The sequence below is a fragment of the Blautia sp. AF32-4BH genome, assembly GCF_003460565.1.
GTDB lineage: Bacteria > Bacillota > Clostridia > Lachnospirales > Lachnospiraceae > Fusicatenibacter > Fusicatenibacter saccharivorans.
On record NZ_QTVL01000006.1, the window covers coordinates 115,038 to 131,894 of the forward strand.

The 16,857-nt window shown below is 51.4% G+C and carries 17 protein-coding genes; 2 read left to right on the plus strand and 15 right to left on the minus strand.

Translation table 11 applies throughout. The annotated features are described in order from the left end of the window. Window positions 1–6 precede the first annotated feature (6 nt). The 6 genes from atpE to DWZ44_RS09305 all read right to left on the minus strand — a co-directional run bounded on the left by atpE (window position 7) and on the right by DWZ44_RS09305 (window position 5,934). Window positions 7–285: an ATP synthase F0 subunit C gene (atpE, locus tag DWZ44_RS09280; RefSeq protein ID WP_022462449.1), complete on the minus strand. Its 279-nt coding sequence runs from the start codon at window positions 283–285 to the stop codon at window positions 7–9. 50 nt (window positions 286–335) lie between these two features. Further along, entirely contained in the window at window positions 336–1,097 is a 762-nt protein-coding gene (locus tag DWZ44_RS09285; RefSeq protein WP_022462450.1) for a F0F1 ATP synthase subunit A, read from the minus strand. Window positions 1,098–1,263: 166 nt separating this feature from the next. Further along, window positions 1,264–1,686, minus strand: a complete 423-nt coding sequence (locus DWZ44_RS09290; RefSeq protein WP_055227959.1) for a hypothetical protein — start codon at window positions 1,684–1,686, stop codon at window positions 1,264–1,266. A gap of 104 nt (window positions 1,687–1,790) precedes the next feature. Then, window positions 1,791–2,075 carry an AtpZ/AtpI family protein gene (locus DWZ44_RS09295; protein WP_055220696.1) on the minus strand — a complete coding sequence of 95 codons (285 nt, stop codon included), beginning with the start codon at window positions 2,073–2,075 and terminating at the stop codon, window positions 1,791–1,793. Between the two features lie 267 nt (window positions 2,076–2,342). Beyond that, window positions 2,343–4,940 (minus strand): alpha-L-rhamnosidase, encoded by a 2,598-nt coding sequence (locus DWZ44_RS09300; RefSeq protein ID WP_117760916.1) that lies wholly within the window; start codon window positions 4,938–4,940, stop codon window positions 2,343–2,345. A gap of 412 nt (window positions 4,941–5,352) precedes the next feature. Then, window positions 5,353–5,934, minus strand: coding sequence for a nitroreductase family protein (locus DWZ44_RS09305; RefSeq protein WP_226906299.1), 582 nt, complete (start codon window positions 5,932–5,934; stop codon window positions 5,353–5,355). A gap of 444 nt (window positions 5,935–6,378) precedes the next feature. On the opposite strand from DWZ44_RS09305, the gene DWZ44_RS09310 reads away from it, so the two are divergent. Together DWZ44_RS09310 and DWZ44_RS09315 are read left to right on the plus strand one after the other, a co-directional pair. Next, window positions 6,379–7,455, plus strand: a complete 1,077-nt coding sequence (locus tag DWZ44_RS09310) for an NAD(P)H-dependent flavin oxidoreductase (RefSeq protein WP_117804722.1) — start codon at window positions 6,379–6,381, stop codon at window positions 7,453–7,455. Between the two features lie 124 nt (window positions 7,456–7,579). After that, window positions 7,580–8,953 carry a sodium-dependent transporter gene (locus DWZ44_RS09315; RefSeq protein ID WP_117760655.1) on the plus strand — a complete coding sequence of 458 codons (1,374 nt, stop codon included), beginning with the start codon at window positions 7,580–7,582 and terminating at the stop codon, window positions 8,951–8,953. A 91-nt stretch (window positions 8,954–9,044) separates the two neighbouring features. Here DWZ44_RS09315 and DWZ44_RS09320 read toward each other — a convergent pair whose 3' ends face one another. The 9 genes from DWZ44_RS09320 to DWZ44_RS09360 form a co-directional block, all read right to left on the minus strand. Continuing rightward, complete coding sequence (locus DWZ44_RS09320) at window positions 9,045–10,088, minus strand: sulfate/molybdate ABC transporter ATP-binding protein (protein WP_117804723.1); 1,044 nt, start codon at window positions 10,086–10,088, stop codon at window positions 9,045–9,047. Window positions 10,089–10,098: 10 nt separating this feature from the next. Further along, window positions 10,099–10,803, minus strand: coding sequence for a molybdate ABC transporter permease subunit (gene modB / locus DWZ44_RS09325; protein ID WP_117804724.1), 705 nt, complete (start codon window positions 10,801–10,803; stop codon window positions 10,099–10,101). A gap of 153 nt (window positions 10,804–10,956) precedes the next feature. After that, the gene (gene modA, locus DWZ44_RS09330) at window positions 10,957–11,904 is read right to left on the minus strand and encodes a molybdate ABC transporter substrate-binding protein (protein ID WP_117804725.1); all 948 of its coding nucleotides are present in this window, start codon (window positions 11,902–11,904) and stop codon (window positions 10,957–10,959) included. 26 nt (window positions 11,905–11,930) lie between these two features. After that, on the minus strand, window positions 11,931–12,953 hold the full coding sequence (locus tag DWZ44_RS09335) for an XdhC family protein (RefSeq protein ID WP_117804726.1): 1,023 nt from the start codon (window positions 12,951–12,953) through the stop codon (window positions 11,931–11,933). A 29-nt stretch (window positions 12,954–12,982) separates the two neighbouring features. Further along, on the minus strand, window positions 12,983–13,420 hold the full coding sequence (locus DWZ44_RS09340; protein WP_022462461.1) for an MOSC domain-containing protein: 438 nt from the start codon (window positions 13,418–13,420) through the stop codon (window positions 12,983–12,985). 37 nt (window positions 13,421–13,457) lie between these two features. Further along, window positions 13,458–14,429, minus strand: a complete 972-nt coding sequence (gene moaA / locus DWZ44_RS09345; protein WP_117804727.1) for a GTP 3',8-cyclase MoaA — start codon at window positions 14,427–14,429, stop codon at window positions 13,458–13,460. A 3-nt stretch (window positions 14,430–14,432) separates the two neighbouring features. After that, window positions 14,433–15,458, minus strand: a complete 1,026-nt coding sequence (locus DWZ44_RS09350; protein WP_055227949.1) for a molybdopterin-binding protein — start codon at window positions 15,456–15,458, stop codon at window positions 14,433–14,435. Window positions 15,459–15,487: 29 nt separating this feature from the next. Further along, window positions 15,488–16,333, minus strand: coding sequence for a selenium-dependent molybdenum cofactor biosynthesis protein YqeB (gene yqeB, locus DWZ44_RS09355; RefSeq protein ID WP_022462464.1), 846 nt, complete (start codon window positions 16,331–16,333; stop codon window positions 15,488–15,490). A gap of 151 nt (window positions 16,334–16,484) precedes the next feature. Beyond that, the gene (locus DWZ44_RS09360) at window positions 16,485–16,856 is read right to left on the minus strand and encodes a winged helix-turn-helix domain-containing protein (protein ID WP_022462465.1); all 372 of its coding nucleotides are present in this window, start codon (window positions 16,854–16,856) and stop codon (window positions 16,485–16,487) included. Window position 16,857: the final 1 nt, after the last annotated feature.

A 16,857-nucleotide genomic window follows, 5' to 3' on the forward strand; every position in this document is an offset into this window, starting at 1 on the left:
TTGCAACTATTTCAGGAAGTTCATGAACATTCCCGGTGCTACGAAGATCAGAAGCAGGCCGGTTACGAAACCGTAAATACCTGTGGTCTCTGCGATCGCACAGCCAAGAAGCATCGTACTTGTTACATCACCTTTGCATTCCGGCTGACGTCCGATTGCCTCAAGTGCCTTTGCTACGGCGTTACCTTCACCGATACCAGGTCCGATACCTGCGATCAGGGAGCATCCTGCGCCGATTGCGCATCCTGCGAGAGCGATACCTTTTGCTAAAATCTGAAAATCCATCTTGTTTTCCTCCTGTATTTTCTTTTTGTAAACCTCATTTTTTAATCTCTTTAGCCTTCCTCTGCTGCATTCGCAATGTACATGACAGTCAGCATACAGAAAATAAAGGCCTGCATCACGCCGGAGAACCAGTCAAAATAGACCGACAGAACAGCCGGGACACCGACGTCCAGAATCGGGATCTGTGAAAGGGTTCTTCCGAGCACGCCGGGAAGCAGTCCCAGCAGCTTTCCGCTTGCCAGTGCCAGCGATCCGTAGATCAGGGCATTGATGACAACGCCGGAAAGAATGTTTCCAAAGTGACGGCACGCCATACTGATCGGCGTTGCGAGCTCCGACAAAACGTTAAACGGTGTCATAACCGCAATCGGAGTCGTGAAGCCCTTCAGATATCCGCCAAAACCGTTGGTTTTGATCTTCTGTGTGGTGATCATGATGAAAACCACAACAGCCCAGGCCGCCTCGGTGGAAAGATCCGCTGTCGGACTTCGAAGTCCGATCAGGCTGATCAGGTTCGAGACAACGCTGGTCGCGAAAAGCGCCGACACAAAAGGAATCAGATACCGGAATTTTTCTCCCATGTTGCCGATGACGAATTTATTTGCGGTCTCCACAATCATTTCTGCCACCGCCTGGCGTTTGGAGATGTTCCGTATCTTCAAATCTCTTGTGAGCCAGATGCAAAGTCCGGTAATGAGTGCCATTACAATCCAGCTTACCACCAGCGTTTCGCTGATCTGAATTTTCCCGAACAGCGGGAAATCGATCGGGATCGTAAAAAAGACTTTTGCACCGGAGATATCAACCTCCATTCTCTTTTCTCACCTCCTCTGTATGAGATAAAATAAAAAATTTGAACCTTTTGTCAAAGCGGATCTTCACAATCCGCTTCGCTGCTTGCTCATAACCGAATCGCTGCTTCGCTGTTTCGGTTTCAAAACGCCGTCCCGTCTTTGCGGCTTTCGCCAAAGATCAGGTTCAGCGCTTTATGCTGTTTTTTATGCCCTTCAGCTTGATGGCCGTTCCCGGAATTAAAAGCGGCAGGATTCCTGCGGCAAACTGAAAGCATGGAAGCACAATCGCCAGAATTGCCCAGAGCATCTGCATCAGGTTTCTCTGCGAATAGCTTGCCTGCATCCGCCGTTTTGCTCCCGCCTCGTCTGTCTCGGACACTGCTTTTTGTACTGCCATGCCCATCAGGAAAAAGTTCAGCACCGCAACGGCACCGCCTCCGATTCCCCCGAGGATCACCCGATAGTCAAATGGGATTTTTTCCGGCCAGATCAGGTGCAGGATCAGAAACCCGACCCACATCACAACCACGCCGACAACAGTATAGATGGCAACATTTTTCGTCTCCTTTTTTACGGCCGGCTGGACCTTGTCTCCGAAATTGCTCATATCGCCTTGTTTCCTTTCTAATGGATTTTCCCCTTAAAATCAGTCTGAAATCTTTTCTCTGCCACTTGATCTTCGTCAACTGTGAAAACTTTTTCAGACACGTTCTAAATATGTCGGTTGAAAGACACCCGCTTTTTCTTCTTTTTTCCGTCCGGCTCCGTCTCGATGCGTTTCTGATGCCGCAGAACGCTCTGCCCGAATTTCCAGGCTGTCACGGCACCGCCTCCGATCCCAAAGAAAAAGCCGATCAGATAAATCCATGTTCCAACCGAAAAGCGGTCGCAAAGCCACCAGCAAAGTGCCAGACAAAGAAAAAGAGGCGTCACAAGGGACAGTCCGAATTGTGTCAACATTGTGAGATTGGTAATCATCCCCGTCCACTTCTTCATATCCTGTCCCTTTCTGCCGCCTCTTTTTGTCAGACCCTCGGATCTGTGTCTTGTTTCATTTTTTCCAAAACACACTTTCATTTTTGTAACCGCTTAGTCAGATTGTACCATAAACGTTTTCATAAGACAAATGAATTTGTATATTTTCCAAATTATTTGTTTTTATTTATATTCTTTTCATAATAATTGGAACAATTTTCTCATTTTGTCCCATTGCAAAATTGCAGCGTTCACCTCGCTTCTTATTTTTTGAAAAAAACTGCGGTTTTATTCCACACATACTGCCGTTTTTTCTTTCCAACCGGAAAGCTGATAGCTTACCTCATAGTGTCCCGGCTCCAGCAGGTATCTACCGTTTTCTTCTGATCCGAGCACTTCTGCAACCGCTTCTTTTTCACTTTTGGCAACCATTGGAAGTACGGCCTCTGCGGTACAGTCGAACGGAACATCCATGGTGATGGTCACGTGCTCTTTGTCGGAAAGCTCCCAGCGAATGCTGTACATTCCCGATGCAGAATCATATTTTGCCTCTGCATACCTCAAATCCCAGTTCAGCGTCGGTGCAAACTGTACGGTCCTGACACCCGGATGGGATTCCATCGTGTTGATGCCGGCAACGTGACGGAACATCCATTCCTGGATGGAGCCGTAAGCATAATGGTTCATACTGTTCATGCTGATGCCGGAAATCGTACCGTCCGCAAGAAGGGAATTCCAGCGTTCCCAGACGGTAGTTGCACCAAGCTTAACCTCATAAAGCCAACCCGGAAATTCCTCGTTCAGCAACAGTTCGTAGGCAAGATCATTCATGCCGTTGTCGGTGAGCACATTGTTCAGCAATGGTGTTCCGACAAATCCCGTCTTCAGTTTGTGGTTACTCTGCTCAAACAGCTTCAGAAGCTGCCGTTTTGTCAGCTCTTCGTTCTTTGACAAATGGTATTTCAGCGTCAGCAGCAGCGCCGTCTGTGTTTTGATGCAGCAGCGGCCTGTTGCGCTGTAATATTCTTCCTGTACCACAGCAAACTGCTCCTCGGACAGCTTCTGATACTTCTCCTGCTCCTCGCGGTATCCCAGCACACCGGCCGCTTTTGCCACGATTCCTGCGCTGATCGCATAATACAGGTTTGCAATAAACTCCTCGTCCGTTGCACCCATGACCTGCTCAGCGCCCTGCACCGGATTGTCAAGCGCCAGCCAGTCGCCAAAGTGGAATACATATCTCCAGCCATGGTTGTCCCCATCCACTTTCGTGATGTAGTCCACCCACGATTTCATGCTCACAAACTGATCTTCCAGAATGCTCTTGTCCCCATAAAACAGATATAGATTCCACGGAATGATACACGCCGCATCGCCCCAGACACACGCTGCATCCTCGATGCCGCACGATGGCACCACATGCGGCACCTTTCCGCCGAGCACGCTCTGCTCTTTTGCCATGTCGTACAGGTATTTTGCATAGAATGCATACGTATCTTCGAGATACATCGCCGTCGGCGAGAACACCTGCGCATCACCCGTCCATCCCATGCGCTCATCACGCTGCGGGCAGTCGGTCGGAACATCCACAAAATTGCACTTTAAGCCCCAGCGCACATTGCTGATGAGCTGATTGACCAAATCACTTCCTGTTTTCATCCAGCCTGTCGCTGTGATGTTGCTGTAATAAGAAAGACCCGTGAAATCCTCTTTTTTCAGATCCGGAATGCCTTCGATCTTCACGTAACGGTAGCCGTAGAACGTAAAATGCGGCACAAGATCCATTTCGGTTCCATCGGAAATATAGATGTATTCGGATTTTGCACTCCGCAGATTGTCATTGTAGAAATTGCCGCGCTGCAAAATCTCACCTGTCTGAACATGAATTTTGGTTCCTGCCGGCACGTTGACATGCAGCTTGAAAATTCCCGTAAACTCCTGCCCCATATCGAAGACCAGCTCGCCGGCCGGAGTATGAAGCAGTTCTTTAGGTTCAAACGTCTCATGAATCGTCACCGGAAGGCTCATGCGTTCCGTCAGTTCTCCTTTTGGTGCCTCACAAAAAACCGCCTTCTCCAATGGCAGTTCCGACAGCGTGTCGTCCCGGTGCTCACCGTCGTAAAGATTCGAGAATGCAATTTTACTGCGCCGCACCTGCCACGATTCATCCGTGCCAATCACCTCTTCCGAACCGTCCGCATACGTCAGATGCAGCTCCGCAATCAGCTTCCACTCATTGCCGTAAAATCCCTTGTCCTCAAACGCACTGAATCCAAACCGCGCCTTGTACCAGCCGTTTCCAAGCAGCACACGGAGCATTCCCTGTTTTGAAACCTCCTCTGTCACATCATACGTCTGATACTGTACCCATTCATTGTAATCATTGCTGTACGGCGTCAGGTACTCATCCCCGACACGCTTCTCATCCACATACACCTCATACAGTCCAAGTCCGCAGACATACAGCCTGGCCTTCGCTACCTCTTTTGCCGGAACAATTTCTTTTTCAAAATATGGATGACGGTTCTCCTTACTGTCACAGGAAATCCATTTTCCTGTCCATGCTTCATTCCGTTTTCCGGTCTCAAAAAACTGTACTTCACTCACCGCCGTCTCCCCGGCATCACTGCCCGCTTCCACGTTCCAGTAATACCGCGTTCTCGGCTCCAGATCCAGCTTCACCGGATAGAAAAGACTGCTCGCCTTATCATCCTCTCCGGAATCAAACAGCAGATGCTCCATCGCTGCATCCGATGCTACACGGATTCTCGCATAGCTCTGTTTTTTTCCTTCCGCGTCTTTCACTTTCCAGGAAAAGACCGTTCTCTCCATTCGGAACCCCATTGGATTTTCCAGATGATTCACCTGTGCGTGATAAATTTTCATTTCAATATCCTCCTCCATCTTATTTTTGAAAATTCCCCCATTTTTTCTCATTTTATCATGATCCCTTTCGAGAAAAAAGGTTCTGTTTTGCAGGAAAAAACATCTTTATTTGCACCATTTTCTGCCCACCAGACATCTCCCCGGATTGCCAGAAAGTATGGGACATTTTCCCTTTTTCGGGCTACACCGAAACTAATAAGAGCCTGTGCTTTCCTTTCCCCTCCGCCGCAGTGCGATCCTGCCCGGAGGGCTTTTTACTTTACAGGAAAATTCAACGAAGTTTCCTGCAAAGTAAAAAAATGCCGGATTCTTTGAACCGCCCCAAGAAATCAGATTTTTTAGATCTAACTTTTTAGGACGGTTCATCCGACATTTTTCCGGAATTTTCCGGCTCTATCTTCAGTTTCTATCTTCAGTTCAGCAATTCATCCGCCAGCGTTCTCTTCGGCACATAGTGCACATCATTTTCATCCCGGTAATAATTCGTATTCCCATCCTCCGGCACATCTACCAGATGAATCTCCTCCGCCGGTTTTCCAAACGCCACAATCAAAAGCGGCCGGATCTCCTCTGGCAGTCCAAGCACTTCCATCACCTCGCCCGCCTGAAAATTCCCGATCATGCAGCCGCCAAGACCCTGCTCCACAGCCGCAAGCAGCATCGTCTGCGCCACAATCCCGACATCCTTCTGATACCGGTTCAGATTCTCATCAATCCTCTTATCCTGGCAGATCACAACAAAACCCGTCGGCCGTTTTCCCGGATGCGGCAGTACCATATCCGGCAGCGCCCGCGCCCACTTCGTCAGCCCCTGCACCTTCTCCACTTCGTCCGGCTCCCACGCCAGAAAATACTTCAACGGCTGCTTATTCACACTCGAAGGACAAAGCCGCGCGCAATCCACAAACCCTTCCAACGTCTCCCGCGAAATCCTCACCGACTCATCAAAACCACGATAACTCCTGTTTTTTAATACCAGATCCTTTAACATCATTCTTCATCCTCCTGTCTTAACTTTTCTTTCTATCTCCCACTCTACCACACCTCCCACCCCCTATCAATCACCTTTTTCTCATTTTCCCTCTTGACATACTTTGATATTCAAAGTATTATATATCTAGTTTTCAAAACCATATAGTAAGGTTTTTAACATTACATTTTTACCAATACCAGATCCCGTGCCCGCCGCCGTGTCGGGGATGTTCCTCCAGGATGGCGCATTTGCAGGAGGCCTGCAAACTCTTAGGCTATGGAATTTTGCGTTGCTTGAAAAAACGGCACTGTCTGAGCGCAGCGAGTTCGCCGTTTTTTCAAGCGCCCTTAGCAAAATCCCAAAGCCTTAGAGTTTCCTGGCCTCCGAAACCGCGCCATCCTGGAGGAACATCCCCGGCGCGGCGGCGGGCACGGGATCGTCCATTTATCAAAAAGGAGAATTCATATGTTACCAAATTTAAAAATAGGAAATCTCACCGCCAAATACCCCATCATCCAAGGCGGAATGGGCGTCGGCATCAGCCTCTCATCCCTCGCCGGTGCCGTTGCCAAAGCCGGCGGAATCGGCATCATCTCCGCCGCCCAGCCCGGCTGGCGCGATCCGGAATTCGCGCGTGATCCCTTAAGCGCCAATCTCCGCGCCCTCGCCTTCCACATCCGCCGCGCCAAAGAAATTTCAAACGGCGGCATCATCGGCGTCAATATCATGTGCGCCCTGACCCACTACGAGGAATACGTCCGCTGCTGCATCGAAAACGGAGCCGATCTCATCATCTCCGGGGCCGGTCTCCCGACCGATCTGCCAAAATACACAGCGGGAAGCTCCATCAAGCTCGCGCCTATCGTTTCCCCGCCCCGGACCGCCAAGGTTCTTCTGAAGCTTTGGGACAATCACTATCACCGCGTCCCTGATCTCGTTGTCATCGAAGGTCCTGCAGCCGGAGGCCATCTCGGCTATTCCGCCGAAACCGTAGAAGAAACAGCACGACGCGGCTACGATGACGAAATCCGGGAAATTCTGCAGATTGTACATTGCTACGAAGAAAAATATGCCTGTACCATCCCCGTCGTCTTTGCCGGAGGCGTCTACACCCATGAGGATATCCTTCACTATCTGTCGCTTGGCTGCGCAGGCGTCCAGATGGCTACCCGTTTCGTTGTCACGGAAGAATGCGATGCCGATCCCCGCTACAAACAGGCATACCTGAATGCAAAAAAAGAAGATATCACGATCATGCACAGTCCGGTCGGCATGCCGGGCCGCGCAATCCGCAATCCGTTTCTGACGGAACGCGAACAGGAACGGGAAAAAATCTCACACTGCTACCAGTGCCTCAAAAAATGCGACAAAGCCTCCATTCCCTACTGTATTACCACTGCCCTGACCCGCGCTGCCGATGGCGATACCGACAACGCTCTCCTTTTCTGCGGAGAAAACGCATGGCGTCTCGATCACATGACCACCGTGCCGGAGCTGATGGCGGAACTGGCCGGGGAATACCTGCCGGACAGCAAAAAATAAAAAATTTAGTAGTGACTTTCCTTCCCAATAATGTTACAATCTTCTTTATGGTGTCAGCATAAAAAATCTTCAAGAACTGACCATAAACCCAAAATTTTTGTAACACACAAAAGGAAGGAACTCTATGAACAAACACAACAAATCCCGCAGCTCGTTTTCCGGCAAAATCGGTTACGTGCTGGCTGCAGCAGGCGCTTCCGTCGGACTTGGAAATATCTGGCGTTTTCCCTACCTCGCAGCAAAATACGGCGGAGGAATTTTCCTCCTCATTTATATCCTGCTGGCGCTCACCTTCGGCTACTCCATGATCGTTGCCGAGTCCGCCATCGGACGCATGACACGAAAAAGCCCGGTCGGCGCTTTCCAGTCGTTCGGCAAATCGAAATGGCTTTCCGCCGGGGGCTGGATCAACGCCATTATCCCGATTCTGATCGTTCCATACTACTCTGTCATCGGAGGATGGGTCATCAAATATCTGATCGAATACGTGAAGGGCAACAGTACCCTGCTCGCAGAGGACGGCTATTTTTCCGGCTTCATCTCAAACGGAGTTTCCACAGAGCTCTGTTTTGCCGTTTTCTGCCTTATTACGGTCGCTATCATCTACGCCGGTGTGCGAAACGGCATTGAACGCGTTTCCAAGGTGATGATGCCGATTCTGATCGTCCTTTCCGTTATCATTGCCGTTTATTCCGTAACAAGACCGGGCGCACTGGCAGGCGTGAAGTATTTCCTTGTTCCGAACCTCAAAAACTTTTCATGGATGTCCGTTGTTGCCGCCATGGGACAGATGTTCTACTCCCTCTCGATTGCGATGGGTATTCTGATCACCTTTGGCTCCTACATGAAAAAAGACACCTCGATCGAGGATTCCACACGCAACGTCGAAATCTTTGACACTGCCATTGCGATCATGGCAGGCCTGATGATCATTCCTGCCGTCTTTGCCTTCTCCGGCGGAAATCCGGATACCCTGCAGGCAGGACCTTCCCTGATGTTTATCACCATCCCGAAGGTATTCGCCAATATGGGCTTTGGCACTGTGATCGGTATTCTGTTTTTCCTTCTGGTGCTGTTTGCCGCACTGACCAGCTCCATCGCACTGACAGAAAGCGCCGTTTCCACCTTTGAGGATGAGCTCGGCTGGGGCCGTAAAAAATCGACCGTTCTGATCGGCGTTATCATGATTGCGCTCGGAACGCTCTCCTGCCTTGGCTACGGGCCGCTTTCCTCCGTCACCATTCTTGGCATGCAGTTCCTGGATTTCTTCGACTTCCTGACAAACTCCGTGATGATGCCAATTGCTGCCATTGCCACCTGTCTTCTCGTTTCGAGAGTCATTGGTGTGGCGAAAATCGAGGAAGAAATCATCCACGGTGAGAGCCGCTTCCGCAGAAAGAAAATCTTTCTTGTCATGATCCAGTATCTCTGCCCGGTGTTTGCACTGATCATTCTGTTCAGTTCCGTGGCAAATGCATTCGGCTGGATCACCATGTAATGAATCTGTAAACGATGAAAAAAGATTGTTTTCGAAACACGATCACGATTTCGAAAACAATCTTTTTTTATCCAAATCTGTCACACCAGCATCAGGAATCCGTCAGCAGCAGAATATCTTCCTCCTTCAGATACAGCTCCTTTGGAATCCCCATTTCCGGGCTCCAGTCTGTTTTTGCGATCTTCCACTGCAGCCAGCTGCATTCGGCATTCTTCCGGAACGAAATGTTCCATTCAAACGGATCTTCCCAGATTTCGGATTCGTTGACCGGAAATACATTTTCCTCACCCGGCCTTTCTACTGTGGCCAGAAAATGTGCCCGGATGCCGACTGCGCGGATATCGTCTGCAATTTCCCGCTCCTTTACGTGCAGCGTTACGCCCCAGTCCACGGCCCGCAGCGTGTGCGCATCCACCCGCTCGGCCGCCGAAATGTTCTTGCAGCCCGACAAAATTGCCGCTGTGCGCGTCTTCGGATTCTGGAAAAATTCCTTCAGCGGTTCCATGACTTCCATCTTTCCCCGGTTCATACAGCTGACCGTATCGCAGAGGCGGTACACCTCATCGCGGTTGTGTGATACGAAGATGACCGGTTTTCCGGCCTCCTTCAGATGTTTGTACATCTCCTGCTCCAACTGCCATTTCAGATAAGTATCGAGCGCTGAAAACGGCTCGTCGAGCAGAATCAGCTCCGGCTCTGCTGCGAGCATCCGTGCCATCGCGACGCGCTGTTTCTGTCCGCCGGAAAGCTGTCCCGGGATCTTTTTCTCCAGCCCTTCCAGCTGAAACTGGCGGATCAACGATTCCGTCCGGCTCCGGTCCGGCCGTTTTCCCATGCCTGCCTCAATATTCTGCACAACATTCATATGCGGAAACAGAGCGTAATCCTGGAACATATAACCGACTTTCCGCTTCTGCGGCGGCAGATTGATTTTTTTCTCCGAATCAAACAGCACCTTGCCGTCAAGGACAATCCGCCCTTCATCCGGCTTTTCGATTCCGGCGATGCACTTTAAGGTCATGCTTTTTCCACAGCCCGACGCGCCGAGAATCGCAAAAATCTCCCGCTCCGCCCGGAACTGCATATGCATAAAAAATCCGTCCAGCTTTTTCGTAATATCTACTTCAAGCGCCATTCTTTATCCTCTACCACTGTTTCTGATTTTTCTTTCTCCGGTTACCCAGAAGGTTCATTGCCGTCATCGCAAGGAATCCGACGAGCAGTACGACAACAGACCAAAAACCCGCCGTTTTATAATCCCCGTCCTGAATCACCATTGCGATTTTCTGGGAAACGGTACCCGTCTTTCCCGGAATATTTCCGGCCAGCATCGACGTCGCGCCGTACTCACCGAGCGCCCTTGCAAATGCCAGTACCGTACCGGAGAGCACGCCGGGACCTGCCGATGGGATGACCACTTTCCAGAAAATCTTCCACTCCGACATACCAAGCGTCCGCGCCGCATAGATCAGGTTCGTATCCACCTGCTCAAATGCCGCTCTCGTATTGCGGTACATCAGCGGAAACGCGATAATCGTTGCCGCCAGAATACAGCCAAGCCATGTCTGTACTGCCTTGATACTGAAATTCTCATACAGTGCAGCACCAAACGGACGGCGGAGGCTGAAAATCAGAAGCAGGAAAAAGCCTGCAACGGTCGGCGGCAGAATCATCGGAAGTGTCAGAAAGCCGTCAATTACGGCACGCGCGCCGGGACGCAGCTTCATCACCGCACGCGCGGCAAAAATACCAAAGAAAAAGGACAAAATCGTCGCCACAATACCGGTCTTGATCGAAATGACAAGCGGGCTCCAGTCCAGTGACTGTAAAAAATCCAGTATTTCCTGCATAACATTTCCTTTCTATCCACGGCAGCCCTGCATACCTGCATCACGCATCCTGCCCGGATTTTCTCTGATGCAAAACCACCGTCCGTAGAAACGAAATCTTTCTTTTTCGGACGGTGATTCCAAATCCCTGCTGTTTTTTGTGGGATCTTCTTTTTATTCTACCTCTGTATCAAAGTAATAATTCCGGAAGATGGCGGCTGCCTCATCGGAAGTCAGAAACTCTACAAAGTCTTTCGCTGCTGCCTGCTCGGTCTCATCTGCCTCTTTGTTGACAACCTGTGCTGCCGGGTAGATGACATTTCCGGTCAGATCGTACGGAACGACCTGCAGAACCTTCAGACGGTCCTCCAGACCGTAGGTATCGGAATAATAAACCGTACCAACCTCGTTGGATCCCTCTGCAACTGCGGAAGTAACGGCTCCTACGTTTGCACACTCATTGATTTCCACGCCGCTGAGCGCTTCGGAAACCTGCTGGGTTGTGATGGCCGATACGTCGTCTGCTTTCTCCAGAATGCCTGCATTGACCAGTGCTTCTCTTGTGTATTTTCCAACCGGAACGGAACCGTCTGCCAGTGCGATGCTGGATGCCTTGTTCAGATCCTCCAGGCCCGTAACTTCTGTATTGCTTCCCTCATAGGTTACAACGCAGACCTGATTGTTTACGATATTGTGGCGGGTTCCCTCAACCAGAAGATTCTCTTCCTCAAGCTGATCCATCTGTTTTGCTGCTGCGGAGAAGAATACGTCGCAGGATGCACCCTCTTCGATTTGTGTCATCAGGGTTCCTGAACTGTCATAGCTTCCAACCAGTTTGACATTCGGCTGGGTCTTATTGTACTCGCTGATCAGCGTCTCCATTACGGAGTTCAGGCTCTTTGCGGCAAATACGGTGACAGTGGTATCGTCAAATACTTCGCCGTCTGCTGTGCTCTTGGCACTGGATGCGCTCTCTGCTTCCGAAGAAGCGCTGGATGCAGATGTGCTCTCTGCCTTGGAGCTGCTCTTACTGGAAGAATCTGTGGAATTGGAAAATCCGCATGCGGCAAGAGAAGGTGCCATAGCTGCCATCAGAAGAATGGATACGGTTTTCTTTTTCATGATAATTGACTCCTCATTTTGTATATTTACGTATGAAGCGCCGGATGTGCACCTTTTCGTTTTCCGGTTTTTGCTGACCGGATCTGAATGAGCTGTGCGGCAATGCTGATTGCAATCTCCGCCGGCGTCTCGCTTCCGATCTCGATTCCGATCGGGGCATAGACACTGTCGAGCTGTTCTCCGGTAAAACCCTGCGCTTCCAGTTTTTCGCGCACATACTTTGTCTTTCTGCGGCTTCCCACCACACCGATGTACGATGCGCCGGTGCGAAGCGCAAACGCCTCGGCATCCGCATCGCACCGGTGGCCGCGTGTCACAATCACGAGATAATCATTTTTCCGGATCGAAAGAATCTCGTCCAGTTTCGTAAAATCCACCAGCATGGTCTGCCCGGCGTCCGGGAACAATGCTTTGTCCACATATTCCTCCCGGTCATCGAGTACGATACAGCAGAAATCCAGATGATGCAGCACCGGAACGAGTTCCTGGGCCAGATGGCCGCCGCCGAACAGATAAACCTTTCCGTCGTAGCAGAATTCCTCGGCGTAATACGTTTTCCCGTCCAGTTCCAGAATCCGGCAGTGGCCCGCTTTTTCCTGTGCCGCCGGAAGCATTTCCCACGCTTCTTTTTTCAGCACGCGGATGCCGGTTCCGTCCAGCGCAAAAAAAATCCAGTAACTGCGGTACTGCTCCTGCGCCGCAAGCGCCTGCGCCAGACTTTCTGCTTCGCCGTGCGCTCCATTCATAAAATAGAAGCACACCTTCACTCTGCCGCCGCAGACCATGCCAAGCCCCTTCCCCTCTCCAGTTCCGAGATCGTATTCTCTGTATTCACTTTTCTTCTCCTGCACCAGCTCCTGCGCATGCAGAACCGCCTGATATTCCAGGTTTCCGCCGCCGATAGTTCCGAAAATCCGTCCTTCCCGGCCGACCAGCATATAGGCGCCCGTCGTGCGCGGAATGGAGCCGTCCCCTTCGGTGATAAAGGCAAGAACCGTGTCCTGTCCCTCTTCCAGCTGTGCAAGCAGTTTCCGGTAAAGTTCGTCCATGTTTCCTCTCCTTGTGTCTGATCTCTGGTCTACTTTTCCGTCACCAGTTCGATGGTGTCACCCTTTTGAATCGTGCCGCCGCGCAGCACCACCGCGAAAACGCCCTCCCGCGGCATGATGCATTCACCCATGCGTTTGAAAATCTCGCAGTGGCTGTGGCACTCCTTTCCGATCTGCGTCATCTCAAGCAGCGCATCCCCGCAGGAAAACCGCGTGCCGACCGGCAGATTCCGGAAATCATATCCTTCCACGATCAGGTTTTCCCCGAAGGCGCCGAGCGGAATATCCGCCCCCTTTGCACGGAAGGCTTCTATTTTTTCATACGACAAAAGGCTCACCTGGCGGTGCCAGTGCCCGGCGTGTGCATCGCCCTCGATGCCCCAGTCTTCCACCAGCTTCGCCGTTTCCACCTCGTGCTTTGCCGTTCCCCGTTTTTCACTGATACAGATTCCTATGATTTTTCCCATTTCTTTTGTTTCCTCTTCTTTTCGAACCGCCGTCATTTCATCCGCCGATACCGGACATCAGGTGGTGCTCTGTCATATCCTTCGGCCGCTCAAAGCAGTGTTCCATCGGCTTTTTTAAGATTGCCTGTGCCATCACATCCCGCAGATCCGCCGCCGTTCCGTTCTGCAGAACCTCCCGCAGATCCACACCGTTCTCATAGCAGAGACAGAGCTTTAAAAAGCCGCGGCTTGTCAGCCGTACACGGTTGCAGCTTCCGCAGAACTTTCCGTGGATCGCGCTGATAAAGCCGACGGGCATCGACAGCTTTTCGTACCGCACATAAGCCGCAGGACCGTTTCCTTCTTTTTCCTGGTCCGGCGTACATGCCCCATACCACTGTTCCAGCTCTGTTTTCAGCGCCTCATTCGACGGACCCACGTACGATTTTCCGGCGCCCACCGGCATCACCTCGATGAACCGCACCGGGACTTTTTCCTGCTCTGCAAATTCAATCAGTTCCTGCGCATGCAGTTCTTTTCGATGCACCGCATTCAACTTCACTAAAAGACCCGCCTCTTTGGCCGCGCAGATGCCCTGCTTTACCTGCTCCAGCGCATCGCGTCCGGTAATCGCCGCAAACTCTGCCGCATCCACTGTATCCAGGCTCACATTCACACTGTCACAGCCGGCCGCCTTCAGATCCCTCGCACACGATGCCAGGCGTACGCCATTCGTCGTGATCCCAACGGATGCGGTGCCCGGCACTGCTTTTATTTTCTGCACCAGCTCCACGCACTCTTTTCTTACCAGCGGTTCCCCTCCGGTAATCCGGTAATGCGTGATGCCAAGCCCAGCCGCGGCGTGCACAATCTTCAGCATCTCTTCGACGGTAAGCGGTGGATTCTGTTCCGTCTGCTCCAGTGCACAGCCCGCCGCACTCTCCGGCATACAGTACCGGCATCTCAAATTGCACGCGTCCGTGATGGAAATCCGCAGGTAATCTATCGTTCTGTCATACTGATCCTTCATCGTTTATCTGCCTTTTCCAAAACCGCAGTTCGGGAAGGTGCAGACCTTGCAGTTCAGGCAGAGACCGCCCTCGCCAAGACCGGCCAGCTCCTCCGCTGTCACCTCATCATCTGCAATGAGGCGCGGCAGGACAAGATCGAAAATCGTCCGTTTCGAATACATGACGCATCCCGGCAGGCCGACGATCGGTGTTCCATTTTCGGCATACGCCAGAAGGAACATGGCTCCCGGCAGCACCGGCGCGCCGTAGGAAACGATGCGTGCTCCGGTATTTTTGATCGCCAGCGGCGTCTTGTCGTCCGGATCCACACTCATTCCTCCGGTGCAGAAGACAAGATCGGCACCCGCTTCCATCGCGCGACGGCATCCGTCTGTGATCTTCGATGCATCATCATCGTAAACCTCATGAAAGATCATCTCCGCGCCGAATTCTGCCAGCTTTTCCTGGATAACCGGTGTGAAGGTGTCCTCGATCCGATGGTAATACACTTCATTTCCCGTTGTCAGAACCGCAAATTTTTTCTTGTGGAACGGCTTTAAGGTCAGGATCGGCCCGTAGGAACAGACTGCCTGTGCCGTCTCCATCTTCTCTTTTTTGATGACGAGCGGAATAATTCTCGTTCCCGCCAGTTTGTCGCCTTTTTTCACGTATGTATCACCGTGGCGCGTCGCAATCATCATCTCGCCGAGGCTGTTTACTTTTTTCAGCTTCTCGCGGTCCACTTTCAAAAGGCCGTCGCAGTCCGCGATCAGTTCAATTTTTCCTTCTTTGACATCGGACGGATGCATGTGATCGTTTTTACACATATCGTAAAGAATCTGTGCCGCCTCATTTTCATGCAGCATTGTATCGTCCTTTTCCCAGATGTAAATGTTGTCCTTTCCGACACTTAACAGCACCGGAATATCTTCTTCTGTAATGATGTGGCCTTTGCGGAATACCGCATCTTTTGTCACACCTTTGATAATCTGTGTAATATCGTGGCAGAGCACCTGGCCTACCGCGTCTTCTGTTTTCATCAGTTTCATCTGAAACGCCTCACTTTTTCTATTTGAATCTATTCCAGTTCCCCGCAGATCACTTCCAGCACGCTTCCGGCGATGCACCGCGCCTTATCGGAAATCGTGAAGCAGTTCTGCAGTTCTTCTTTCCGCGGATCGATGTCCGCAATCTTAAATCCCTTCGTCACCGGATAGCCGTCGCGGATCAGCCCGCGCAGCAGACCGGAGAGAGATGCTTCCACAGGTACCGTCCCGTTTTCTGTCTCAATCTCTGCAATCACAGCCCTGGCTTCCACAATGTCTCCGATCGAAGCCGCATTCCGCAGAATACCTTCCGCCTGTGCATGCATCACACGCTCTTTTCCGTACCCGCCGATGATGCCCGGAATGCCAGTGTTCGGAACCGCGCTTCCGCTTCGGATCACGCGTCCAAGATTATGACCGCGCTTCGTCTCAATTACAACATCCACATCTTCTCCTGCCGTAAAGCCCGGTCCGAGGGCAATCACAAGCGGCGCCATCTCTTTTGTCGTCCCAAGATTTTTCTTCGCCAGAATCGCATCGACCACGACGGCCGGGCGAAGTGCTGCAATGCTTAGTCCCGCCGGATCCACGAGCACCGGAACACCATCTTTCTTCCAGATCCGTTCCATTTCCTGTTCCAGAAGTTCTTTCCGGTTCTTTTTCTCTGCGAGATCCACGTCCATGCGCACGGCTTCCACGTCCTCTACCCTGGCACTGCCGGCATATACCGCTTCGCTCAAAGCCACCTGCCGCCGGATCGCCGCCGGGTGCTCTGCTTCCAGAACCAGCAGACGAAAGCCCGCTTTTTTCAGACGATGGATCGTACCGGTTGCAAGATCTCCTGCTCCCCGTACCACGATCAGATCTTTCTTTTTCATCTTCGCTGTCTTCCTTCTTTCGTTTCAGCAGCAGCCGTTTTCTTCCGTCTTCCGCGGCCTGCTTCGTTATTCTTGTTCGAGAATAACGCTTTTTCCATTAATAAAAATACAGGAAAGGACCCGTTTTGTCAACGTGTCCCCGTAAAAAATGTTATTTTTCTTCTGTTCCAAACCACTTCTGAAACGACGCATCGGCGCCTGCGCGGACTTCTTGTTCAAACTTCCGGTACCGCTTCAGGAATTCTTTTCCCTCCGGGGTCAGTACCGTCTGGCCGCCGTTGCTGCCGCCCCGGTTGCCCTGTACCAGCGGGATGCCGAGATCCTCCTCGGCGCGCTTTAAGATTTTCCATCCCTTCGAGTACGCCATCTGCATGCATTTGCAGCCCTTCGAAAGGGAGCCGGTTGCTTCCACATGCTCCATCAGCTCCGCCACACCGGGACCGAAGGCATGATCCGTCCGGCTGACGCGCAGCCGCATGTCGTACCGCAGCTTCTGTCGTAATGTTTCTTCTTTTTCTTCCATT

Bases quoted from the DNA above. Each gene is read 5' to 3' on its own strand.
- atpE (WP_022462449.1), bottom strand. From the start codon at position 285: ATGGATTTTCAGATTTTAGCAAAAGGTATCGCTCTCGCAGGATGCGCA.
- DWZ44_RS09285 (WP_022462450.1), bottom strand. From the start codon at position 1,097: ATGGAGGTTGATATCTCCGGTGCAAAAGTCTTTTTTACGATCCCGATC.
- DWZ44_RS09290 (WP_055227959.1), bottom strand. From the start codon at position 1,686: ATGAGCAATTTCGGAGACAAGGTCCAGCCGGCCGTAAAAAAGGAGACG.
- DWZ44_RS09295 (WP_055220696.1), bottom strand. From the start codon at position 2,075: ATGAAGAAGTGGACGGGGATGATTACCAATCTCACAATGTTGACACAA.
- DWZ44_RS09300 (WP_117760916.1), bottom strand. From the start codon at position 4,940: ATGAAAATTTATCACGCACAGGTGAATCATCTGGAAAATCCAATGGGG.
- DWZ44_RS09305 (WP_226906299.1), bottom strand. From the start codon at position 5,934: ATGATGTTAAAGGATCTGGTATTAAAAAACAGGAGTTATCGTGGTTTT.
- DWZ44_RS09310 (WP_117804722.1), top strand. From the start codon at position 6,379: ATGTTACCAAATTTAAAAATAGGAAATCTCACCGCCAAATACCCCATC.
- DWZ44_RS09315 (WP_117760655.1), top strand. From the start codon at position 7,580: ATGAACAAACACAACAAATCCCGCAGCTCGTTTTCCGGCAAAATCGGT.
- DWZ44_RS09320 (WP_117804723.1), bottom strand. From the start codon at position 10,088: ATGGCGCTTGAAGTAGATATTACGAAAAAGCTGGACGGATTTTTTATG.
- modB (WP_117804724.1), bottom strand. From the start codon at position 10,803: ATGCAGGAAATACTGGATTTTTTACAGTCACTGGACTGGAGCCCGCTT.
- modA (WP_117804725.1), bottom strand. From the start codon at position 11,904: ATGAAAAAGAAAACCGTATCCATTCTTCTGATGGCAGCTATGGCACCT.
- DWZ44_RS09335 (WP_117804726.1), bottom strand. From the start codon at position 12,953: ATGGACGAACTTTACCGGAAACTGCTTGCACAGCTGGAAGAGGGACAG.
- DWZ44_RS09340 (WP_022462461.1), bottom strand. From the start codon at position 13,420: ATGGGAAAAATCATAGGAATCTGTATCAGTGAAAAACGGGGAACGGCA.
- moaA (WP_117804727.1), bottom strand. From the start codon at position 14,429: ATGAAGGATCAGTATGACAGAACGATAGATTACCTGCGGATTTCCATC.
- DWZ44_RS09350 (WP_055227949.1), bottom strand. From the start codon at position 15,458: ATGAAACTGATGAAAACAGAAGACGCGGTAGGCCAGGTGCTCTGCCAC.
- yqeB (WP_022462464.1), bottom strand. From the start codon at position 16,333: ATGAAAAAGAAAGATCTGATCGTGGTACGGGGAGCAGGAGATCTTGCA.
- DWZ44_RS09360 (WP_022462465.1), bottom strand. From the start codon at position 16,856: ATGGAAGAAAAAGAAGAAACATTACGACAGAAGCTGCGGTACGACATG.